The following is an 18,198-nucleotide window of genomic DNA, read 5'->3' on the forward strand; positions in this document are numbered from 1 at the left end:
CATGAAACATGACCATTTTGTTGTCCAGAGCCCCGCAGCGCCGGCGAAACAGTTGCTGCTGTTGTTCCACGGCGTCGGTGACAATCCGGTGGCCATGGGGGAGATCGGTAGCTGGTTTGCGCCGCTATTCCCGGAGGCGCTGGTCGTCAGTATTGGCGGTCCGGCGCCGAGCGGCCCGCCCTCAGGGCGCCAGTGGTTCTCCGTTCAGGGGGTGACCGAGGAAAACCGCCAGCCGCGCATTGACGCGATTATGCCGACATTTATTGAGGTGGTGCGCTACTGGCAGCAGCACAGCGGCGTCGGCGCCGGCGGAACGGCGCTGATCGGTTTTTCCCAGGGAGCGATTATGGCCCTCGAAAGCCTGAAGGCGCAGCCGGATCTGGCCGGGCGGGTGATTGCTTTTAACGGGCGCTACGCCACGCTGCCCGAATCAGCGACCACGGCGGCGACTATTCATCTGATTCACGGCGGCGAAGATCGGGTTATCGACGTTTATCACGCATTTGCCGCTCAGGAGGCCCTGCAGCGCGCCGGCGGCGATGTGACGCTGGATGTGGTAGAGGATCTCGGCCACGCCATTGATGAACGCAGTATGCAGAAGGCGCTGGATCATCTGCGCTACACCGTACCGAAGCGCTATTTTGATGAAGCGCTGAGCGGCAGCAAACCCGGGGATGATATGGTGGAGTTGTTTTAACGGACCCGGGCATCCAGTGGCGCTTTGCGCGGCGGAGCCCGGTAACCATCAGTAAGGTCTGGTCTGGCGATCCCGGAACGCCCCAGAGAGGCGGAAAATTTTCGGCCCGTCGAATTGCCGATGCGCAAATTAGCGGGCTGTCGCTGCGCAATTGATTCGATCATTACGCGCCAGAATTGCCAAAGAATCGGTAAATTAAAACTGCCTATCGATTATTCTGTTATCACCACGCCGATAACAGAATAATGCGACTTTTCTTAATCACTTCCTTTGACTCCCATCACTCTTTGCAAATCGTTGCCGATTTTTGATATTCAATTTCCTGAAAATATGCCTTTCGCACAAAATAAAAATCCCCGTTAATTATTTAGTGATCGTCTTCAACTTTTAAGTTTGCTTGCCGATTTTTGTTATTTACCGGCGCTAAAAATTGTCAGTATCGCCCCATCACAGGAGGGGCTATGGATAAAGAGCGCATCATTCAGGAATTTGTTCCCGGCAAACAGGTGACGCTGGCGCATCTTATTGCCCATCCCGGGGACGACCTGGCGAAAAAAATTGGCGTGCCAGGGGCTGAGGCGATCGGCATTATGACGCTCACCCCCGGAGAAACCGCGATGATTGCCGGCGATCTGGCGACTAAAGCGGCCAGTGTGCAAATCGGATTCCTTGACCGATTTACCGGCGCGCTGGTGATTTATGGCTCTGTCGGGGCCGTGGAAGAGGCGCTGCTGCAAACCGTCAATGGGCTTCACCATCTGCTCAGCTATGCGGTTTGCGGGCTGACGCGTAGCTGAATTTTATTTTTCAGGAGCGTAAATCATGCGGGCGATATTTATCGGCGTGCCGGGGTCGGGGAAAACGACCTTATTTAATGCCCTGCAGGGAAATTACCATCTGGCGCGTAAAACGCAGGCGGTAGAATTTAGCGACGGCGGCGATATCGACACCCCCGGGGAATATTTAAGCCATCCCCGGCTGTACCACGCATTAATTAATACGCTCCAGCAGGCAGACCTGGTGATTTATTTACAGGCGGCGAATGATTTGCAGTGCCGGATCCCGGCGGGGCTGCTGGATATCTGGCCGCATCAGCGGCGCATCGCCGCAATCAGCAAAATTGATTTACCTGACGCCAGCCCGGCAGCGGTGCGTCAGCTTCTCCGGCAGGCCGGTTTTCACCAGCCCATTTTTGAACTCGATTGCCGGAACAGAGCAAGCATACAGCCACTGGCCGATTTTCTGCTGAGGCAGAGCGATAAGGAGGAGTCAGCAGATGAAAACATTAATTACCGCCAATGATATTCGTGAGGCGCACGCCAGAGGAGAGACGCGTCTCGCGCTGGTGCTGAAAAACTGCATTATCACCCCGGAAGCCCGTGAAGTGGCGGAACTGCTCGGGCTGGAAATCTGTGAACAGCAGGAGGCGTCGGTAGCGCCGGCGCCGTCATCGCCTCAGGAAGTACGCCAGCGCATCCGGGAAACCATTATCGCCCAGTTGCCGGAAGGCAGTTTTACCGAAAGCCTGATGGCGCAACTGATGGAAAAGGTTCTCAGGGAACAGCAGGCGCGCGCAGGCGTTGCCGCCAGCGGCGATTTTAAATCCCATACCGGCAAAGGCGGTATCAAAGTGATTGACGGCAGTTCCGTCACCTTTGGTCGCTTTGACGGCGCCGGGCCGCACTGTGTGGGGCTCACCGATCTGGTGGGCGTCGACGACGGCAGCAGCATGGCGGCGGGATTTATGCAGTGGGAAAACGCATTTTTCCCCTGGACTCTGAACTATGACGAAATCGACATGGTGCTGGAAGGGGAGCTGCACGTGCGCCATCAGGGGGAGACGCTGATCGCCAGAGCCGGCGACGTGATGTTTATTCCCAAAGGATCGGCCATTGAATTCGGCACCCCGGACAAGGTGCGTTTTCTGTATGTCGCCTGGCCGGCAAACTGGCAGTCCTGCTGAGGGGCCGCGCGATGGGCGAATTTGTTACTGAGGCCTGGCTCAGGGCGCATCACAGCCTGAGCGAAGGCAGCGAAATCCATCTTCCGGCAGATTGCCGCCTGACGCCGTCGGCCCGGGAATTGCTGGAGGCGCGCCGTCTGCGGGTGAAATTTCAGGATGCGCAGGGGCGGCTATTTATAGAGCGCCCGGGTGAGGACGGAGAGGCGGTGCGCGCAGCGGTTCACGGCCTGACCAGCGAGGCAACGCGTCGCGTCGCCTGCTGCGAACTGTGTCGCCAGGCGGTCAGTCAAAAGCCCGATACCCTTACCCATCTCAATGCCGGGGTGATGGTGGCGAAAAACGATCCGCGTCTGGCGTTTCGGGCGGCGCTGGACAGCAGTATCGCGCTGACCGTGTGGCTACAGACCGAAATGCACGGCGAGGTGCTGGTCTGGCTGAGCGATATCCGTTCGCTGCTTGGCAATATCATGCGCGCCGACGCGCTGGAAGAAACACTGGCGCCCCAGCACATTGCCGGTCTGGATGAGGCCGATATTCACCGTTTGTCCCATCAGCCGCTGCGCTGGCTGGGGCACGACCATCTGGTGCCGGAAGCCGTCCACGGCCGGGAGGTGGCGCAGCTTAACCTGTTGCGCGCCCGTATTCGCGAAACGGAAATCCAGGCCGCGCAGACGTTTATCGACGGCGCCTTTCACGTGGCGCGTCCGGATCTGTTACAGGCGCTGAACCGGCTTTCCAGCGCGGTATATGTGGCCATGATTCTCTGCCTTACCGCCGGCTGGGCGCAGATAGCCGCGCTGAAACAGCGCCTGCAGGAGGAATCTCATGCTGCTTAAACGCTGTCGCGATGCGGCGTTACGCGCGCCGCGCCGGGTGGTGTTCCCGGATGCGCTGGATGTGCGGGTACTGGAAGCGGCCCGGGAACTGTATCAGCAGAAGCTGGCCCATCCGCTGTTGGTAGCCAATCCCTTTGCCCTGCGCCACTTCGCGCTGATGCATAACATCAGCCTGAATGGTCTTACGGTGGTCGATCCGCAGGCGAATGACGCGGATCTGGCGCAGTTCGCCGGGCGGTTAACGGCGCGCCTCGGGGATAAAGCGCCATCCGATCCCTGTCAGGCGCTGAGCCAGCCGCTGTGGTTCGCGGCGGCGCTGCTTGAGGCCGGCAGGGCGGATTTGTGTATCGCCGGCAATCTCTCTTCCACGGCGGATGTACTGCGCGCCGGGCTGAAAGCGATCGGCCTGCAGGCGGGGGTAAAAACCCTTTCTTCACTGTTTTTAATGCTCCCGCAGGGCGACGGCGAGCCGCTGGGATTCGCCGATTGCAGCGTGGTGCCCCAGCCGACGGCGGCGCAGCTGGCGGATATCGCCATCAGCAGCGCCGCGACCTGGCAGGCGATTACCGGCGAAGAGGCGCGGGTGGCGATGCTCTCTTTCTCCAGTCGCGGTAGCGCCCGCCACCCTTGCGTGGCGCATGTACAACAGGCGACAGAAATCGTCCGCCAGCGCGCGCCGTGGCTGTGCGTGGACGGCGAATTGCAGTTTGACGCCGCCACGGTGCCCGGCGTGGCGCGCCAGAAAGCGCCGGACAGCGTTCTTGAAGGGCGCGCCAATGTGTTGATTTTTCCCTCGCTGGAGGCGGGCAATATTGGCTACAAAATCGCCCAGCGCCTCGGCGGATATCGGGCGCTCGGGCCGCTGATTCAGGGGCTCAACGCGCCGCTGCACGATCTTTCCCGGGGCTGTAGCGCCCGGGACATTTTTGAGCTGACGCTGGTGGCGCAAAGCCAGTGTCAGGCTGAAAACGCCGGGGCCGCGCCCCGGACTACGCAAACTGTGTCATCACCGGTCCCACAGGGGATCCTAAGTTAAGAGGAAACAACCATGGAAGCATTAGGAATGATCGAAACCAGGGGCCTGGTTGCATTAATCGAAGCCTCCGACGCGATGGTCAAGGCGGCCAGAGTCAAGCTGGTCGGCGTCAAACAGATCGGCGGCGGGCTGGTTACCGCCATGGTGCGCGGCGATGTGGCCGCCTGCAAAGCCGCCACCGATGCCGGCGCGGCAGCGGCGCAGCGCATTGGCGAGCTGGTGTCGGTACATGTCATCCCCCGTCCTCATGGCGATCTGGAAGAGGTATTCCCCATCAGCCTGAAAGGCGACAGCGGCAGTATCTGATCAACGCCGTGACGTCAGGCGGTGACGTCACGTCGCTTTCCCGCTGCGACGGCGCCGGGAAGCGTGTTACCTGAACAGTGCGCGGAGGTAAAGATGAAGCTGGCAGTCGTTACCGGACAGATTGTGTGTACCGTTCGTCACGGCGGGCTGGAACACGACAGGCTGCTGATCGTGGAGATTCTTGACCGACACGGTCAGCCCGGCGGCGAATGCGCGGTGGCGACCGACAGTATCGGCGCCGGTAATGGCGAATGGGTTCTGGTGGTTAGCGGCAGTTCCGCCCGACGGGCGCACGGCGGGGAACATTCGCCGGTGGATCTTTGCGTCATCGGTATTGTGGATGAGGCGGTTATCGGCAATCAGGTGATCTTCCATAAATAGGACAGATGAAATGGATCAACAAGCGATTGAACGGGTCGTCAGGGCGGTGCTGACCGGGATGCAGGACGCCGGCAAGGCGCAACCTGTTCCCTGCGCGCCGCTGAGCAGCGGCGTTTTTGCCAGTCTCGATGAAGCGGTCAGCGCGGCGACGCTGGCGCAAAAGCAGCTCAAAACCGTCGCGATGCGTCGCACGGTGGTGGCGGCCATCCGTCGCGCCGGCGAGCAGTACGCCCGGGAACTGGCGGAAATGGCGGTAGCGGAAACCGGTATGGGGCGGGTGGAGGACAAGTACGCCAAAAACCTGTCGCAGGCCCGGGGCACTCCTGGCGTGGAGTGCCTGTCGCCCCAGGTGCTGACCGGCGATAACGGACTGACGCTGATTGAAAACGCGCCCTGGGGCGTGGTGGCGTCGGTGACCCCCTCCACCAATCCGGCGGCGACGGTGATCAACAACGCCATCAGCATGATCGCGGCGGGCAACAGCGTGGTGTTTGCCCCTCATCCGGCGGCGAAAAATGTCTCGCAGCGCACCATCGCGCTGCTTAACGACGCCATTAGCGAGGCCGGCGGACCGGCGAATCTGCTGGTCACGGTGGCGAATCCGGATATTGAAACCGCGCAGCGGCTGTTTAAGTACCCGGGCATCGGGCTGTTGGTGGTGACCGGCGGTGAAGCGGTAGTGGAAGCGGCGCGCAAACACACCGATAAACGGCTGATCGCCGCCGGTTCCGGCAACCCGCCGGTGGTAGTGGATGAGAGCGCCGATCTGGCGCGGGCGGCGCGGGCCATCGTCCAGGGCGCCTCCTTCGATAACAATATTATCTGTGCCGACGAAAAAGTTTTGATCGTGGTGGATAGCGTCGCCGACGCGCTGCTGGCGGAGATGGCGCGCCACGGGGCGGTGATGCTGGATACCGCCGCCGTACAGCGGTTGCAGCCACTGCTGCTGAAAAACATTGATAACAACGGCAATGGTCAGGTGAGCCGCGACTGGGTGGGGCGCGACGCAGCGAAAATCGCCGCCGCCGTTGGCCTGCAGGTGCCGGACGCCACCCGCTTACTGCTGGCGGAAACCCCGGCCCACCACCCGTTTGCCGTTACGGAAATGATGATGCCGGTGCTGCCGGTGATCCGCGTCAGTAATGTCGATGAGGCGATTGCTCTGGCGGTGAAGCTGGAAGGCGGTCGCCACCATACCGCGGCGATGCACTCGCGCAATATTGACAACATGAACCAGATGGCCAACGCCATCGATACCAGCATTTTTGTCAAAAATGGCCCGTGTATTGCAGGACTGGGGTTGGGAGGAGAAGGGTGGACCTCGATGACCATCACTACGCCGACCGGCGAGGGGGTGACTTCGGCGCGCACTTTTGTACGCCTGCGCCGCTGCGTTCTGGTGGACGGCTTGCGCATCGTTTAGGGGAGAGGGCATGGAGCGTAGCGAACGACAGTGGCTGGCGCCGCGCCTTTCCCGGGCGGCTCAGTTGTGTAACCGAATGCCGGAAAACAGCGATGAAGCGCTGTGGCTGGGGATCGATCTCGGCACCTGCGATGTGGTGTCGGTGGTGGTCGATAGCCAGTGCCAGCCGCTGGCGGTGTGCCTGGACTGGGCCGATGTGGTGCGCGATGGCATTGTCTGGGACTTTTTCGGGGCGGTGACCATTGTGCGCCGCCATCTGGACACCCTCGAAAAACAGCTCGGACGCCGGTTCACCCATGCCGCGACTTCGTTTCCGCCCGGCACTGACGCGCGCATTTCCATCAATGTGCTGGAGTCGGCGGGGCTGGAAGTGAGCCGGGTGCTGGATGAGCCTTCGGCGGTCGCCGGTATGCTCGCCCTTGACGGCGCCGCGGTAGTGGACATCGGCGGTGGCACTACCGGTATTGCCGTGGTGCGGCAGGGAGCGGTGATTTACTCCGGCGACGAAGCCACCGGCGGCCACCACATCTCCCTGACCCTGGCCGGTAACCGCGGCATTGCTATTGAAGAGGCCGAGCAACTCAAGCGCCATGAAGGGCAGGCTATCTGGCCGGTCGTGCGTCCGGTGTACGAAAAAATGGCCGATATTGTCGCCCGCCATATTGCTGCCTATCCGGTGAACGACCTGTGGCTGGCCGGCGGATCCTGTATGCAGCCCGGGGTTATCGAACTGTTCCGCCAGCGTTTTCCGGGACTGACGGTCCATCTGCCGGAACACGCCATCTTTATGACGCCGCTGGCCATTGCCGACAGCGGCATTCGCGCGACGGAGGGCTGTTATGCACGCTGATCTTCAACAGGCGCTGTATCTGGCGCTGGACCAGATGAACGCCGGGCGGGTGACCACCTTTGCTGTGCCGCCGGTGATACTCAGCGGCGCCGGGGCCAGCGCGCGCTGCGGCGAGTTACTGCGCCAGCGCGGCCAGAAACATGTGCTGGTGATGGTGGATAGCGTCGTCTGGCATTCCGGCGCTGCCGATGCGCTGGCGCGCAGCCTTAACCGCTACGTGATTGCCCGCGAAATCTGGCCGTGTCCGGCGGGAGAACCCTGCGATACCGATGTGGCGGCGGCTGTCGCCCGGCTGCATGAACGACAGTGCGACGGCATTGTGGCGCTGGGGGGCGGTTCGGTCCTCGACGCCGCCAAAGCGGTGGCGGTACTGGCGACCAACCCGGGGCTCGATCTGGCGCAACTGAACGCCGCCAGCGCGCTGCGGCCGCGTCTGCCGTTGACCGCTATTCCCACCACCGCCGGTAGCGGATCCGAAAGTACCAGCGTGACGGTAATCATCGACGCCGCCACTCATCATAAGCGGGTGCTGGCGCATGCGACGCTGATGCCGGATGCGGCGATTCTCGATCCGCTGTTGACGCTGGGAGTGCCGGCGGCGGTGACGGCGATGACCGGCATCGATGCGCTGACCCATGCCATTGAAGCCAGCGTAGCGCGCCACGGCACGCCGCTGACGCAGTGCCTTGCGCTACAGGCGGTACGCATGATAGGCGAATCCCTGCGTCTGGCGGTCGGCTGCGGCGACAACCTGGCGGCCCGGGAAGCCATGCTGCTGGCCTCGGGAATGGCCGGAATGGCGTTTTCCAGCGCCGGGCTGGGGCTGTGCCACGCCACGGCGCACCAGATTGGCGCCGCCTATCGCATCCCCCACGGGATGGCCAACGCCATCATGCTGCCGGCGGTGATGAATTATAACCGCCTGGCCTGTCAGGAGACCTATGCGCGCATCGGTCTGGCCCTGACTCAGCGCCACGGCGACGCTCTGGCGGCGATTGCCGCCGTCGAACAGCTGATTGCGGAAGTCGAGCTGGAGGGCGATCTCAGCGCGATCGGCGCCAGGGAAGCCGACTTTGCCGGGTTTGCCCGGGATGCCCTGAATGATGTCTGCATTACCACTAATCCACGCACTGTAACGGAAGCCCGGATTATCGCGCTGTATCAGGCCTCCTGAACGGGAAGATAAACGCCTCACGGCGCAAGGAGAACAGGCTATGGGAATTAACGACATTATCATGTACATCATGATGATATTTATGCTGATTGCCGCCGTTGACCGCATATTCGCCCAGTTTGGCGGCTCGGAACTGATCCTCGGTAAAATCGGCCTCGGTAAGCTAGGTAAGAGCATTGATGGCTCCGGCGGCCAGTTTGAAGAAGGTTTTATGGCCATGGGAGCGCTGGGGCTGGCGATGGTCGGGATGACGGCTCTGGCGCCGGTGCTGGCTTTCCTGCTGGGGCCGGTGGTGATCCCACTGTATGAAATGCTCGGCGCTAACCCGGCGATGTTTGCCGGTACTCTGTTGGCCTGCGATATGGGCGGCTTCTTCCTTGCCAAAGAGCTGGCGGGCGGGGACATCGCCGCCTGGCTCTATTCCGGCCTGATCCTCGGCGCGATGATGGGGCCGACGATTGTCTTTTCGATCCCGGTGGCGCTGGGCATTATCGAACCTTCTGACCGCCGCTATCTGGCGCTGGGGGTACTGGCCGGTATCGTTACTATTCCCATTGGCTGTATCGCCGGCGGGCTGGTAGCGATGTACTCCGGCGTCGAGGTTAACGGCCAGCCGGTCACTTTCACCCTGGCGATGATCCTGATGAACATGATTCCGGTCTTAATTGTCGCGATACTGGTGGCGCTGGGCCTGAAGTTCATTCCGGAAAAGATGATTAACGGCTTCCAGATTTTCGCCAAAATTCTGGTGGCCATCATCACTATCGGGCTGGCGGCGGCGGTAGTGAAATTCCTGGTAGGCTGGACGCTGATCCCCGGGCTGGATCCGATCTTTATGAGCGAAGGGGATACCCCGGGCCAGGTGATGCGCGCCATTGAAGTGATCGGCTCTATCTCCTGTGTGCTGCTCGGCGCCTACCCGATGGTGCTGCTGCTCACCCGCTGGTTTGAAAAGCCGCTGATGCGCGTCGGCAGCCTGCTGAAAGTCAACAACATGGCGGCAGGGGGGATGGTGGCGACACTGGCCAACAACATTCCGATGTTCGGCATGATGAAACACATGGACGCCCGGGGCAAAGTGATTAACTGCGCCTTTGCCGTCTCCGCCGCTTTCGCTCTTGGTGACCATCTGGGTTTCGCCGCCGCCAATATGTCGCCGATGATCTTCCCGATGATTGTCGGCAAGCTGGTGGGGGGGATCACCGCCATCGGCGTCGCCATGATGCTGGTGCCGAAAGAAGCGCCTGAGCAGCGCGTTCACGACGCCGCGTCGGAGCTCCCGTCGTGAAACTCCATGAACTGCTGAGCGTCGGCATTGATATCGGCACCACCACCACCCAGGTGATTTTCTCGCGCCTGGCGCTGGTCAACCGCGCCGCGGTTTCCCAGGTACCGCGCTATGAGTTCGTGAAGCGCGAGATCATCTGGCAGAGCCCGGTGTGCTTTACGCCAGTGGATTTCGCCGGCGCCCTGCGCGAAGCGGATCTGCTGGATCTGATTCTGCAACAGTATCAGGCCGCCGGCATTGCGCCACAACAGATAGACTCCGGCGCCATCATCATCACCGGCGAGAGCGCAAAAACCCGTAATGCCCGGCCGACTATTCTGGCGCTGGCTCAGCAACTGGGGGATTTCGTGGTGGCCAGCGCCGGGCCGCATCTGGAGTCGGTGATTGCCGGATACGGCGCCGGGGCGCAGACCCTGTCGCAGCAGCAGCTATGCCGGGTGATGAATATCGATATCGGCGGCGGGACCGCCAACTATGTGGTGTTTGACGCCGGCCAGGTGAGCGGAACCGCCTGCATTAACGTCGGCGGCCGCTTGCTGGAAACCGATGCTCAGGGGCGGGTGCTGCGCGCCCATGCGCCCGGCCAGTTAATCGTCGATACGCTGTTCGGCGCCGGTTGCGATCCCCGTCAGCTCGACGCCGCCCGCCTTGAACAGGTGGCGGATCGCATGGCGACGCTGATTCTTGAAGGGGTAACCGGCCAGCTCAGCCCGCTGGGGCAACAGCTCATGATGACCCGCCCCCTGCCGCCGGGGCGACAGCCCGACCTGATCACGCTTTCCGGCGGCGTCGGCGAATGCTGGCGCCAGCCGCCGGAGCAGCCGTTTTGCTTCGGCGATCTCGGTCCGCTGCTGGCCCGGGCGCTGCGCCGCCATCGGCAATGGCAGGCGCTGCCGCTGCGCGCGCCGGCCCAGACAGTGCGCGCCACGGTGATCGGCGCCGGCGCCCATACCCTGTCCCTGTCCGGCAGCACTATCTGGCTGGATAGCGTCACGCTGCCATTGCGCAATATCCCGGTGGTGTTTGCCGGCGGCGAAGACCGGCTGGTAGCGCGCTGGGAGCAGGCGATTGAGCAGATGGATCTCCTGGCCGCCACGGACAGTTACGCGCTGGCGCTACCGGATACGCTGCCGGTGACATATCACTCGGTACAACTGGCGATACAGGCGCTGGGCGAATTTCATCGCCGCTGGCCGACGGCGCAGCCGCTGCTGGTGGTCGCCCGCCAGGATTTTGGCAAAGCGCTGGGCATGCTGCTGCGTCCGCAACTGGCCGGGCGCCAGCTTGCTGTGATTGACGAGGTACATACCCGCCCCGGCGATTTTATTGATATCGGCGCGCCGCTGTTTGGCGGCGCTGTGGTGCCGGTCACCATTAAATCACTCGCATTTCCTTCCTGAGGGAACGTTTTATGAAACTGAAAACTACGTTGTTTGGCAATGTCTGGCAGTTCAGGGATGTAAAGGAGGTTCTGGCTAAAGCGAATGAGCTGCGTTCCGGCGACATTCTGGCCGGGGTGGCGGCGGAAAGTTCACAGCAGCGGGTGGCGGCGAAACAGGTCCTCTCGGAGATGACCGTCGCGGATGTACGCAACAACCCGGTAGTGCCCTATGAAGAGGACTGCGTGACGCGCATTATCCAGGATGACATCAACGAAACCGCCTATCAGCGGGTGCAGCACTGGACTATCGGCGAGCTGCGCGAACACCTGCTCAGCGATGAGACCTCGCAGGACGATATCGCGTTTATTCGCAAAGGGCTGAGTTCGGAAGTGGTGGCGGCGGTCGCGAAAATCAGTTCTAACGCCGATCTGATCTACGGCGCGAAAAAGATGCCGGTGGTGAAGAAAGCCAATACTACCATTGGCCTGCCCGGTACCTTCAGCGCCCGCCTGCAGCCTAACGACACCCGGGATGACGTGAAGAGCATTGCCGCGCAAATCTATGAGGGGCTGTCGTTCGGCGTCGGCGATGCGGTGATAGGCGTCAATCCGGTGACTGATGATGTGGAAAACCTTAGCCGGGTGCTGGATACCATCTATGAGGTTATCGACAAGTTTTCGATCCCTACTCAGGGCTGCGTGCTGTCCCACGTCACCACACAAATTGAGGCGATCAAGCGCGGCGCGCCCGGCGGGCTGATCTTCCAGAGTATCTGCGGCAGCGAAAAAGGGCTGAAAGAGTTCGGCGTCGAGCTGGCAATGCTCGATGAGGCCCGGGCGGTGGGGGCGGAATACAACCGTATCGCCGGCGAAAACTGCCTCTACTTTGAAACCGGTCAGGGGTCGGCGCTGTCCGCCGGGGCTAATTTTGGCGCCGATCAGGTCACCATGGAGGCGCGCAACTATGGTCTTGCCCGCCACTACGATCCTTTCCTGGTCAATACCGTGGTGGGATTTATCGGCCCGGAATATCTGTACAACGACAGGCAGATCATTCGCGCCGGGCTGGAAGATCACTTTATGGGCAAACTGAGCGGTATTTCGATGGGCTGTGACTGTTGCTATACCAACCACGCCGACGCCGACCAGAACCTCAATGAAAACCTGATGATCCTGCTGGCCACCGCCGGGTGTAACTACATCATGGGGATGCCGCTGGGGGACGACATCATGCTTAATTACCAGACCACCGCTTTCCACGACACCGCCACTGTGCGCCAGTTGCTGAATCTGCGTCCGTCGCCGGAATTCGAACTCTGGCTGGAGCGGATGGGGTTGATGGTGAATGGCCGCCTGACCGCGCGCGCCGGCGACCCATCCATATTCTTCTGATTACGGGGAACCTACCATGGATCAAAAACAGATTGAAGAGATTGTACGCAGCGTGCTGGCCAGTATCGGGCAGGAGGAAACCGCGCCCGCGGCGCCTGGAACCCCCCCGGCGGCGGCGTCGGCGAGCGATGCTGAAAGTTGCGCTGTGGATCTTGGCTCCGCGCAGGCGAAAGCGTGGATTGGAGTGCAGCATCCGCACCGCAGCGAAGTATTAAGCGAACTGCGCAACAGCACCGCGGCGCGGGTGTGTACCGGGCGTGCCGGTCCGCGACCGCGCACTCAGGCGCTGTTGCGTTTTCTGGCCGATCATTCGCGATCGAAAGATACGGTACTCAAAGAGGTGCCGGCGGAGTGGGTCCAACAGCAGGGGTTGATCGAGGTTCAGTCGGAAATCAGCGATAAAAACCTCTACCTGACCCGTCCGGATATGGGGCGGCGCCTCAGCCAGCAGGCCATCGATACCCTGAAGTCTCACTGCGTGGCCAATCCGGATGTTCAGGTGGTGATTTCCGACGGCCTGTCCACCGATGCGGTGACCGCCAACTATGAGGAGATTCTGCCGCCGCTGCTGGCCGGGCTGGAGCAGGCGGGGCTGAAAGTCGGCACGCCGTTTTTCGTACGCTATGGCCGGGTGAAGATCGAAGACCAGATTGGCGAACTGCTGGGGGCGAAAGTGGTTGTCCTGCTGGTAGGGGAGCGCCCTGGCCTGGGGCAGTCGGAGAGCCTCTCCTGCTATGCCGTATACTCGCCCACGGTGGCGAATACCGTGGAGGCGGATCGCACCTGTATTTCCAATATCCACCGCGGCGGCACTCCACCGGTCGAAGCGGCGGCGGTGATTGTCGACCTGGCGCAGCGCATGCTGTCCCGAAAGGCATCCGGTATTAATCTGACTCGTTAAACGGAGTTTTTTATCATGGCAGCATTAGATTTGATTACCCCTTCGGTAAAAGCCATGCGCGTGATCGCCTCGGTCAGCGAGGGTTTTGCCAGAGAGCTGAAGCTTGCGAAGCATATTCGTAGTCTGGGACTCATTACTGCGGATTCGGATGACGTAACCTACATTGCGGCGGATGAAGCGACCAAACAGGCGCTGGTAGAAGTGGTGTATGGCCGTTCGCTGTATGCCGGCGCGGCCCACAGCCCGTCGCCGACCTCCGGCGAGGTGTTGATTATGCTCGGCGGGCCGAACCCGGCGGAAGTGCGCGCCGGTCTCGACGCGATGGTCGCCACCATTGAACAGGGGCCGGCTTTTCAGTGGGCCAGCGATGCGCAGGACAGCGCGTTTCTGGCTCACCTGGTGTCGCGCACCGGCTCGTATCTGTCGGCAATGTCCGGAATTCAGCTCGGCGATCCGCTGGCTTATCTGGTGGCGCCGCCGCTGGAGGCGACTTTCGGTATCGACGCCGCTCTGAAAGCCGCCGATGTGCAACTGGTCACTTATGTGCCGCCGCCGTCGGAAACCAACTATTCCGCGGCGTTTATGACCGGCAGCCAGGCCGCCTGTAAAGCTGCCTGTAACGCGTTTGCCGACGCGGTGCTGGATGTGGCTCGCTGTCCGATACAGAAAGCCTGACGGAGGGAACCGTGATCAATGCGCTTGGGTTACTGGAAGTCTCGGGTATGGCGGCCGGCATTGATGCCGCCGATGCGATGCTGAAAGCCGCCAGCGTGCGCCTGCTGAGCCACCAGGTGCTGGATCCTGGCAAGGTGACGCTGGTGGTGGAGGGGGATCTCGCCGCCTGCCGGGCGGCGCTGGATGCCGGGGCCGCCGCGGCCTCGCGCAGCGGAACGGTGATTAGCCGCAAAGAGATTGGCCGTCCGGACCCGGATACCGAACGCCTGGTCGATGGATTTCGTCCCAGGTCTGACGGCGCGGCGCCGGCTACCTTTGATGACGCGCCGCTGCTGGAGGCTCTTGGCGCTCAGCGCCAGGGGATGACCAGCGGCGAAGTCTCCGCCAGCTTCGGCTGGCCTCTTGAGCAGGCGCGTATTCGCCTGGAACAGCTCTGGCAGCAGGGGAAAGTACAAAAACGCGGCAGTCGGTATCGCCGGAAAAAAACATAGTCTGGCGCGGGGCGCGCGGCCCGGAGAGATAAGGCCGCGCTCTCCTGCGGGGATGGGATCATGAGAAAGAAAATTGCTGCAAATCTGCACCATCTTTATCGTGAAACGTTGCCTGAAGATGTCCGGCTGTCGCCGCTGGCGGAGGATGAAAACGTTCACCAGCGGCAAACCCGGGATGTTTATGAACACGCCTGTACCATTACCGCCTGGCAGCAGCTCTACGATCAGCTACAACCGGGGGAATTTCGCGGCGAACTGACGGAAATTCTGCTGGATGAGATTCAGGTTTTCCGCGAATACACCAGCCTGGCGCTGCGCCAGTCCTGTATGGTGTGGCCGAACGCCTGGTGGTTTGGCGTACCGGCGGTGCGCAGCGCGCCGAGGGGCTATATCGGCGCCCAGGAGCTGGGCCGCGAAGAGATAGCCACCCGGCCCGGCGGCCATGAGTTTGAATTGAGCACCCCGGATGATTACACCATTCTCGGGGTGGTTATCTCCGATGAGACGTTATTCGAACACGCCGGAGTGTTTCACCGCCCGGAGCGGCTGCGGTTGTTGCTCGAATGCTACCCGGCGCTGGACGTGCCGGCGGCGAAAAAGGAGGCGCTGTGGCAATTTGTGCATCAGGCGCTGGCGACCTTCAGCAATCAGCCGGACAGTCTGCAGCAGACCAATGTGCGCAAAGTGTTGAGTCATAATCTGCTGGTGGCGATGAGCGAACTGTTGGAAAACGCCCATCCGGTGATGTCGCCGGAAAGCGCCCATTTGCACAGCTATCGGCGGCTGGTCTCCCGGGCCAGAGAGCGGGTACTGGAGCAGATGTCGGAGCCGGTGACGGTGCTGGATTTGTGCCGCGAGTTACACGTCAGCCGCCGTACCTTGCAGAACGCTTTTCATACGCTGCTGGGGATTGGTCCCAATATGTGGCTCAAGCGGATCCGCCTGAACGCGGTGCGGCGCGAGTTGATAAGCCCGTGGTCGCCGTTCCATACCGTGAAAGATGCCGCGCTACAGTGGGGGTTCTGGCACCTCGGGCAGTTCGCTACCGACTACCAGCGCCTGTTTAATGAAAAACCGTCGGCAACGCTGAGCGGGCGGCTGAGAATGGTCGGATAGGGCTGGGGGTAAACTCTTTGCGCTGCGGATAACCAGGCCGCGCTGCGGCGCGGCTCAGGTTGCTGATAAAGGAGGAAAAAGCGTGTTTTTTCCTCCTTTATGATTATCAGTTGAAAATCACTGTATTGACTCTCCATCTGGCTATATCGGCAATTGAGCTGAGGCTGTCATCAATCCCGCCAGCTCTGTCGCCCCAACTGGCGGCGTCAGTTAAGCCACTGACGCGGCACCTGCAGATAGTGCAGAATACCGTGCGCCGCATGGCGACCTTCCGCCATGGCGGTGACCACCAGATCGGCGCCGCGCACCGCGTCGCCGCCGGCGAAAATCTTCGGGTTAGAGGTCTGGTAGCGCACCTGGCTTTCCACACTGGCTTTAATTCGCCCCCAGTCGTCCAGCGTCACGCCGTGTTCTTCCAGCCATGGCATGGCGTGCGGATGGAAGCCAAATGCCATCACCACGGCATCCGCCGGCATGATGAATTCCGATCCTTCTACCGGGACCGGGCGGCGGCGGCCTTCGGCATCCGGTTCTCCCATACGGGTGCGCAGCATGCGGATACCGCACACCTTGCCGGCGTCATCCAGCTCAATATTCAGCGGCTGAACATTGAATTCGAACCCGGCGCCCTCTTCGCGGGCATTTTTGACCTCTTTTTTCGAGCCCGGCATATTCGCCTCGTCGCGCCGGTAGGCGCAGGTCACCCGCTCGGCGCCGTGGCGCAGCGAGGTACGCACGCAGTCCATCGCCGTGTCGCCGCCCCCGAGTACCACTACGTGCTTGCCGGCCATATCGATATAAGGTTCGTCATCCCGTTCCGGCAACCCCATCAGCCGTTTGGTATTGGCGATCAGAAATGGCAGGGCGTCATAGACCCCGGGAGCCTCTTCATTGGGCAGTCCCGCTTTCATGGAACGGTAAGTGCCGACGCCGATAAATACCGCATCATGCTCATCAAGCAACTGCCCGAGGGGAATATCGCGACCGATTTCGCAATTGAGACGAAACTCAATGCCCATCGCGCTGAAAATCTCCCGGCGGCGCGCCAGCAGAGATTTGTCGAGTTTGAACGCCGGGATGCCGAAGGTCAGGAGACCGCCGATTTCCGGATGGCGATCGTAAACCGTCGTCCGCACGCCGTTGCGCGCCAGAATATCGGCGCAGGCAAGCCCCGCAGGCCCGGCGCCGATGATGGCGACATGGCGGTCGACTGGCGCGACTGCCGACAAATCCGGGCGCCAGCCGCTGGCCAGCGCCTGCTCGGAAATAAAACGCTCGATATTACCGATGGTCACCGCGCCGGACTCGTCGCGCAGGGTGCAACCGCCTTCGCACAGCCGATCCTGCGGGCAGACCCGGCCGGTAATCTCCGGCAGGCAGTTGGTCTGGTGCGAAATTTCTACCGCTTCCATCACCTTTCCCTGTTTTACCAGTTCAATCCACTGGGGGATGTGGTTATGGAGAGGGCAGTTCCACTCGCAAATACTGTGCTCGCCGCACTTCAGGCAACGTTCACTCTGAGAAGCCGCCTGCGGCGGGGTAAAGGTCAGATATAGCTCGTCAAAGCCGCGCTTACGGGCGGCGAGGGCGATTTTGTCCGGATCCAGACGCGGGCCCACCGCCGCCATCTGGCGCACTTTGCGCAGATCCACCGTTACGGTCTGCCCCTGCTGATATGACTGCGCGCTACCGTGCCACGGTTGTATCTCCTGGGTCGCCGCCCGCAGCCGACGCGCCTGCGCCAGATCGGTAAGGGATTTTTGCGAGATCAGCCGCAGCGCGCCACTGGGGCAGTTTTCCACACAGGCCGGTCCCGCAGCGCGCCCGGCGCATAAATCGCATTTCAGGGCGCTGGCTTTCACCTGGCCGTGACCGACCGGCCGGGTGACGACCTGCATAGCGCCGAACGGGCAGGCGACTTCACAGCTCTTACAGCCGATACAGCGCTGCTGATCGACCTGAATGCTCTCGCTATCGCGCGCAATGGCGCCATTCGGGCAGCTCTTCAGGCAGGGGGCATCTTCACAGTGGCGGCAGGTGACGGCATTGCGCCGGTTATGGGCTTTTATGACCCGAATGCGTGGTAAAAAACGTTCCGCGGTCAGGACATGTTGCTCATCATTATGGGACATCACACAGGCTACTTCACAGGCGTGGCAGCCCAGACATTGCTGCGCATTGGCAATTACAAATCTATTCATCGTCATTGTCGTTCTTCTCTTGCCTGTTTCAGGTCAGGGGGAACTTAATTTTTATAAGGATATTTTATTACCCGACAGTCCCTGAAT

19 protein-coding genes are annotated in these 18,198 nt (G+C 61.2%); 18 read left to right on the forward strand and 1 reads right to left on the reverse strand.

Annotation, left to right across the window (positions count from 1 at the left end; all coding sequences use genetic code 11):
• Window position 1: 1 nt before the first annotated feature.
• From ypfH to eutR, 18 genes are all read left to right on the forward strand, one after another.
• Entirely contained in the window at window positions 2-697 is a 696-nt protein-coding gene (gene ypfH / locus AQ981_RS18775; RefSeq protein WP_058913282.1) for an esterase, read from the forward strand.
• Between the two features lie 461 nt (window positions 698-1,158).
• The gene (eutS, locus tag AQ981_RS18780; RefSeq protein WP_058913283.1) at window positions 1,159-1,494 is read left to right on the forward strand and encodes an ethanolamine utilization microcompartment protein EutS; all 336 of its coding nucleotides are present in this window, start codon (window positions 1,159-1,161) and stop codon (window positions 1,492-1,494) included.
• 22 nt (window positions 1,495-1,516) lie between these two features.
• The gene (gene eutP / locus AQ981_RS18785; RefSeq protein WP_058913284.1) at window positions 1,517-1,999 is read left to right on the forward strand and encodes a EutP/PduV family microcompartment system protein; all 483 of its coding nucleotides are present in this window, start codon (window positions 1,517-1,519) and stop codon (window positions 1,997-1,999) included.
• Window positions 1,974-2,660: an ethanolamine utilization acetate kinase EutQ gene (gene eutQ, locus AQ981_RS18790; protein ID WP_058913285.1), complete on the forward strand. Its 687-nt coding sequence runs from the start codon at window positions 1,974-1,976 to the stop codon at window positions 2,658-2,660. Before eutP ends, eutQ begins: the two co-directional genes overlap by 26 nt.
• Before the next feature lie 11 nt (window positions 2,661-2,671).
• Window positions 2,672-3,496 (forward strand): ethanolamine utilization cob(I)yrinic acid a,c-diamide adenosyltransferase EutT, encoded by an 825-nt coding sequence (gene eutT, locus AQ981_RS18795; RefSeq protein ID WP_058913286.1) that lies wholly within the window; start codon window positions 2,672-2,674, stop codon window positions 3,494-3,496.
• The gene (locus AQ981_RS18800; RefSeq protein WP_058913287.1) at window positions 3,486-4,532 is read left to right on the forward strand and encodes a phosphate acetyltransferase; all 1,047 of its coding nucleotides are present in this window, start codon (window positions 3,486-3,488) and stop codon (window positions 4,530-4,532) included. The genes eutT and AQ981_RS18800 overlap by 11 nt, the downstream gene beginning before the upstream one ends.
• 12 nt (window positions 4,533-4,544) lie before the next feature.
• Entirely contained in the window at window positions 4,545-4,838 is a 294-nt protein-coding gene (gene eutM / locus AQ981_RS18805) for an ethanolamine utilization microcompartment protein EutM (RefSeq protein ID WP_058913288.1), read from the forward strand.
• A gap of 93 nt (window positions 4,839-4,931) precedes the next feature.
• A complete protein-coding gene (gene eutN, locus AQ981_RS18810; RefSeq protein ID WP_058913289.1) occupies window positions 4,932-5,219 on the forward strand; it encodes an ethanolamine utilization microcompartment protein EutN in 288 nt (95 codons plus the stop codon).
• A gap of 10 nt (window positions 5,220-5,229) precedes the next feature.
• Window positions 5,230-6,642, forward strand: coding sequence for an aldehyde dehydrogenase family protein (locus AQ981_RS18815; protein WP_058913290.1), 1,413 nt, complete (start codon window positions 5,230-5,232; stop codon window positions 6,640-6,642).
• Between the two features lie 10 nt (window positions 6,643-6,652).
• Complete coding sequence (gene eutJ, locus AQ981_RS18820) at window positions 6,653-7,492, forward strand: ethanolamine utilization protein EutJ (RefSeq protein ID WP_058913291.1); 840 nt, start codon at window positions 6,653-6,655, stop codon at window positions 7,490-7,492.
• Window positions 7,482-8,666 (forward strand): iron-containing alcohol dehydrogenase, encoded by a 1,185-nt coding sequence (locus tag AQ981_RS18825; protein ID WP_058913292.1) that lies wholly within the window; start codon window positions 7,482-7,484, stop codon window positions 8,664-8,666. Before eutJ ends, AQ981_RS18825 begins: the two co-directional genes overlap by 11 nt.
• A gap of 40 nt (window positions 8,667-8,706) precedes the next feature.
• On the forward strand, window positions 8,707-9,954 hold the full coding sequence (gene eutH / locus AQ981_RS18830) for an ethanolamine utilization protein EutH (RefSeq protein ID WP_058913293.1): 1,248 nt from the start codon (window positions 8,707-8,709) through the stop codon (window positions 9,952-9,954).
• Window positions 9,951-11,354: an ethanolamine ammonia-lyase reactivating factor EutA gene (eutA, locus tag AQ981_RS18835; RefSeq protein WP_058913294.1), complete on the forward strand. Its 1,404-nt coding sequence runs from the start codon at window positions 9,951-9,953 to the stop codon at window positions 11,352-11,354. Before eutH ends, eutA begins: the two co-directional genes overlap by 4 nt.
• A gap of 11 nt (window positions 11,355-11,365) precedes the next feature.
• On the forward strand, window positions 11,366-12,727 hold the full coding sequence (locus tag AQ981_RS18840; RefSeq protein ID WP_058913295.1) for an ethanolamine ammonia-lyase subunit EutB: 1,362 nt from the start codon (window positions 11,366-11,368) through the stop codon (window positions 12,725-12,727).
• A 16-nt stretch (window positions 12,728-12,743) separates the two neighbouring features.
• Window positions 12,744-13,628, forward strand: a complete 885-nt coding sequence (gene eutC / locus AQ981_RS18845; protein WP_058913296.1) for an ethanolamine ammonia-lyase subunit EutC — start codon at window positions 12,744-12,746, stop codon at window positions 13,626-13,628.
• 15 nt (window positions 13,629-13,643) lie between these two features.
• On the forward strand, window positions 13,644-14,303 hold the full coding sequence (eutL, locus tag AQ981_RS18850) for an ethanolamine utilization microcompartment protein EutL (RefSeq protein ID WP_058913297.1): 660 nt from the start codon (window positions 13,644-13,646) through the stop codon (window positions 14,301-14,303).
• Between the two features lie 11 nt (window positions 14,304-14,314).
• The gene (gene eutK, locus AQ981_RS18855; RefSeq protein ID WP_058913298.1) at window positions 14,315-14,794 is read left to right on the forward strand and encodes an ethanolamine utilization microcompartment protein EutK; all 480 of its coding nucleotides are present in this window, start codon (window positions 14,315-14,317) and stop codon (window positions 14,792-14,794) included.
• A gap of 60 nt (window positions 14,795-14,854) precedes the next feature.
• Window positions 14,855-15,910, forward strand: coding sequence for an HTH-type transcriptional regulator EutR (gene eutR / locus AQ981_RS18860; RefSeq protein WP_058913299.1), 1,056 nt, complete (start codon window positions 14,855-14,857; stop codon window positions 15,908-15,910).
• Between the two features lie 206 nt (window positions 15,911-16,116).
• On the opposite strand, the gene aegA is transcribed toward eutR, so the two are convergent.
• The gene (gene aegA / locus AQ981_RS18865; RefSeq protein ID WP_058913314.1) at window positions 16,117-18,111 is read right to left on the reverse strand and encodes a formate-dependent uric acid utilization protein AegA; all 1,995 of its coding nucleotides are present in this window, start codon (window positions 18,109-18,111) and stop codon (window positions 16,117-16,119) included.
• Between the last annotated feature and the right edge of the window lie 87 nt (window positions 18,112-18,198).

Origin of the sequence: Entomohabitans teleogrylli (genome assembly GCF_001484765.1) — a bacterium.
GTDB classification, from domain to species: Bacteria; Pseudomonadota; Gammaproteobacteria; order Enterobacterales; family Enterobacteriaceae; genus Entomohabitans; species Entomohabitans teleogrylli.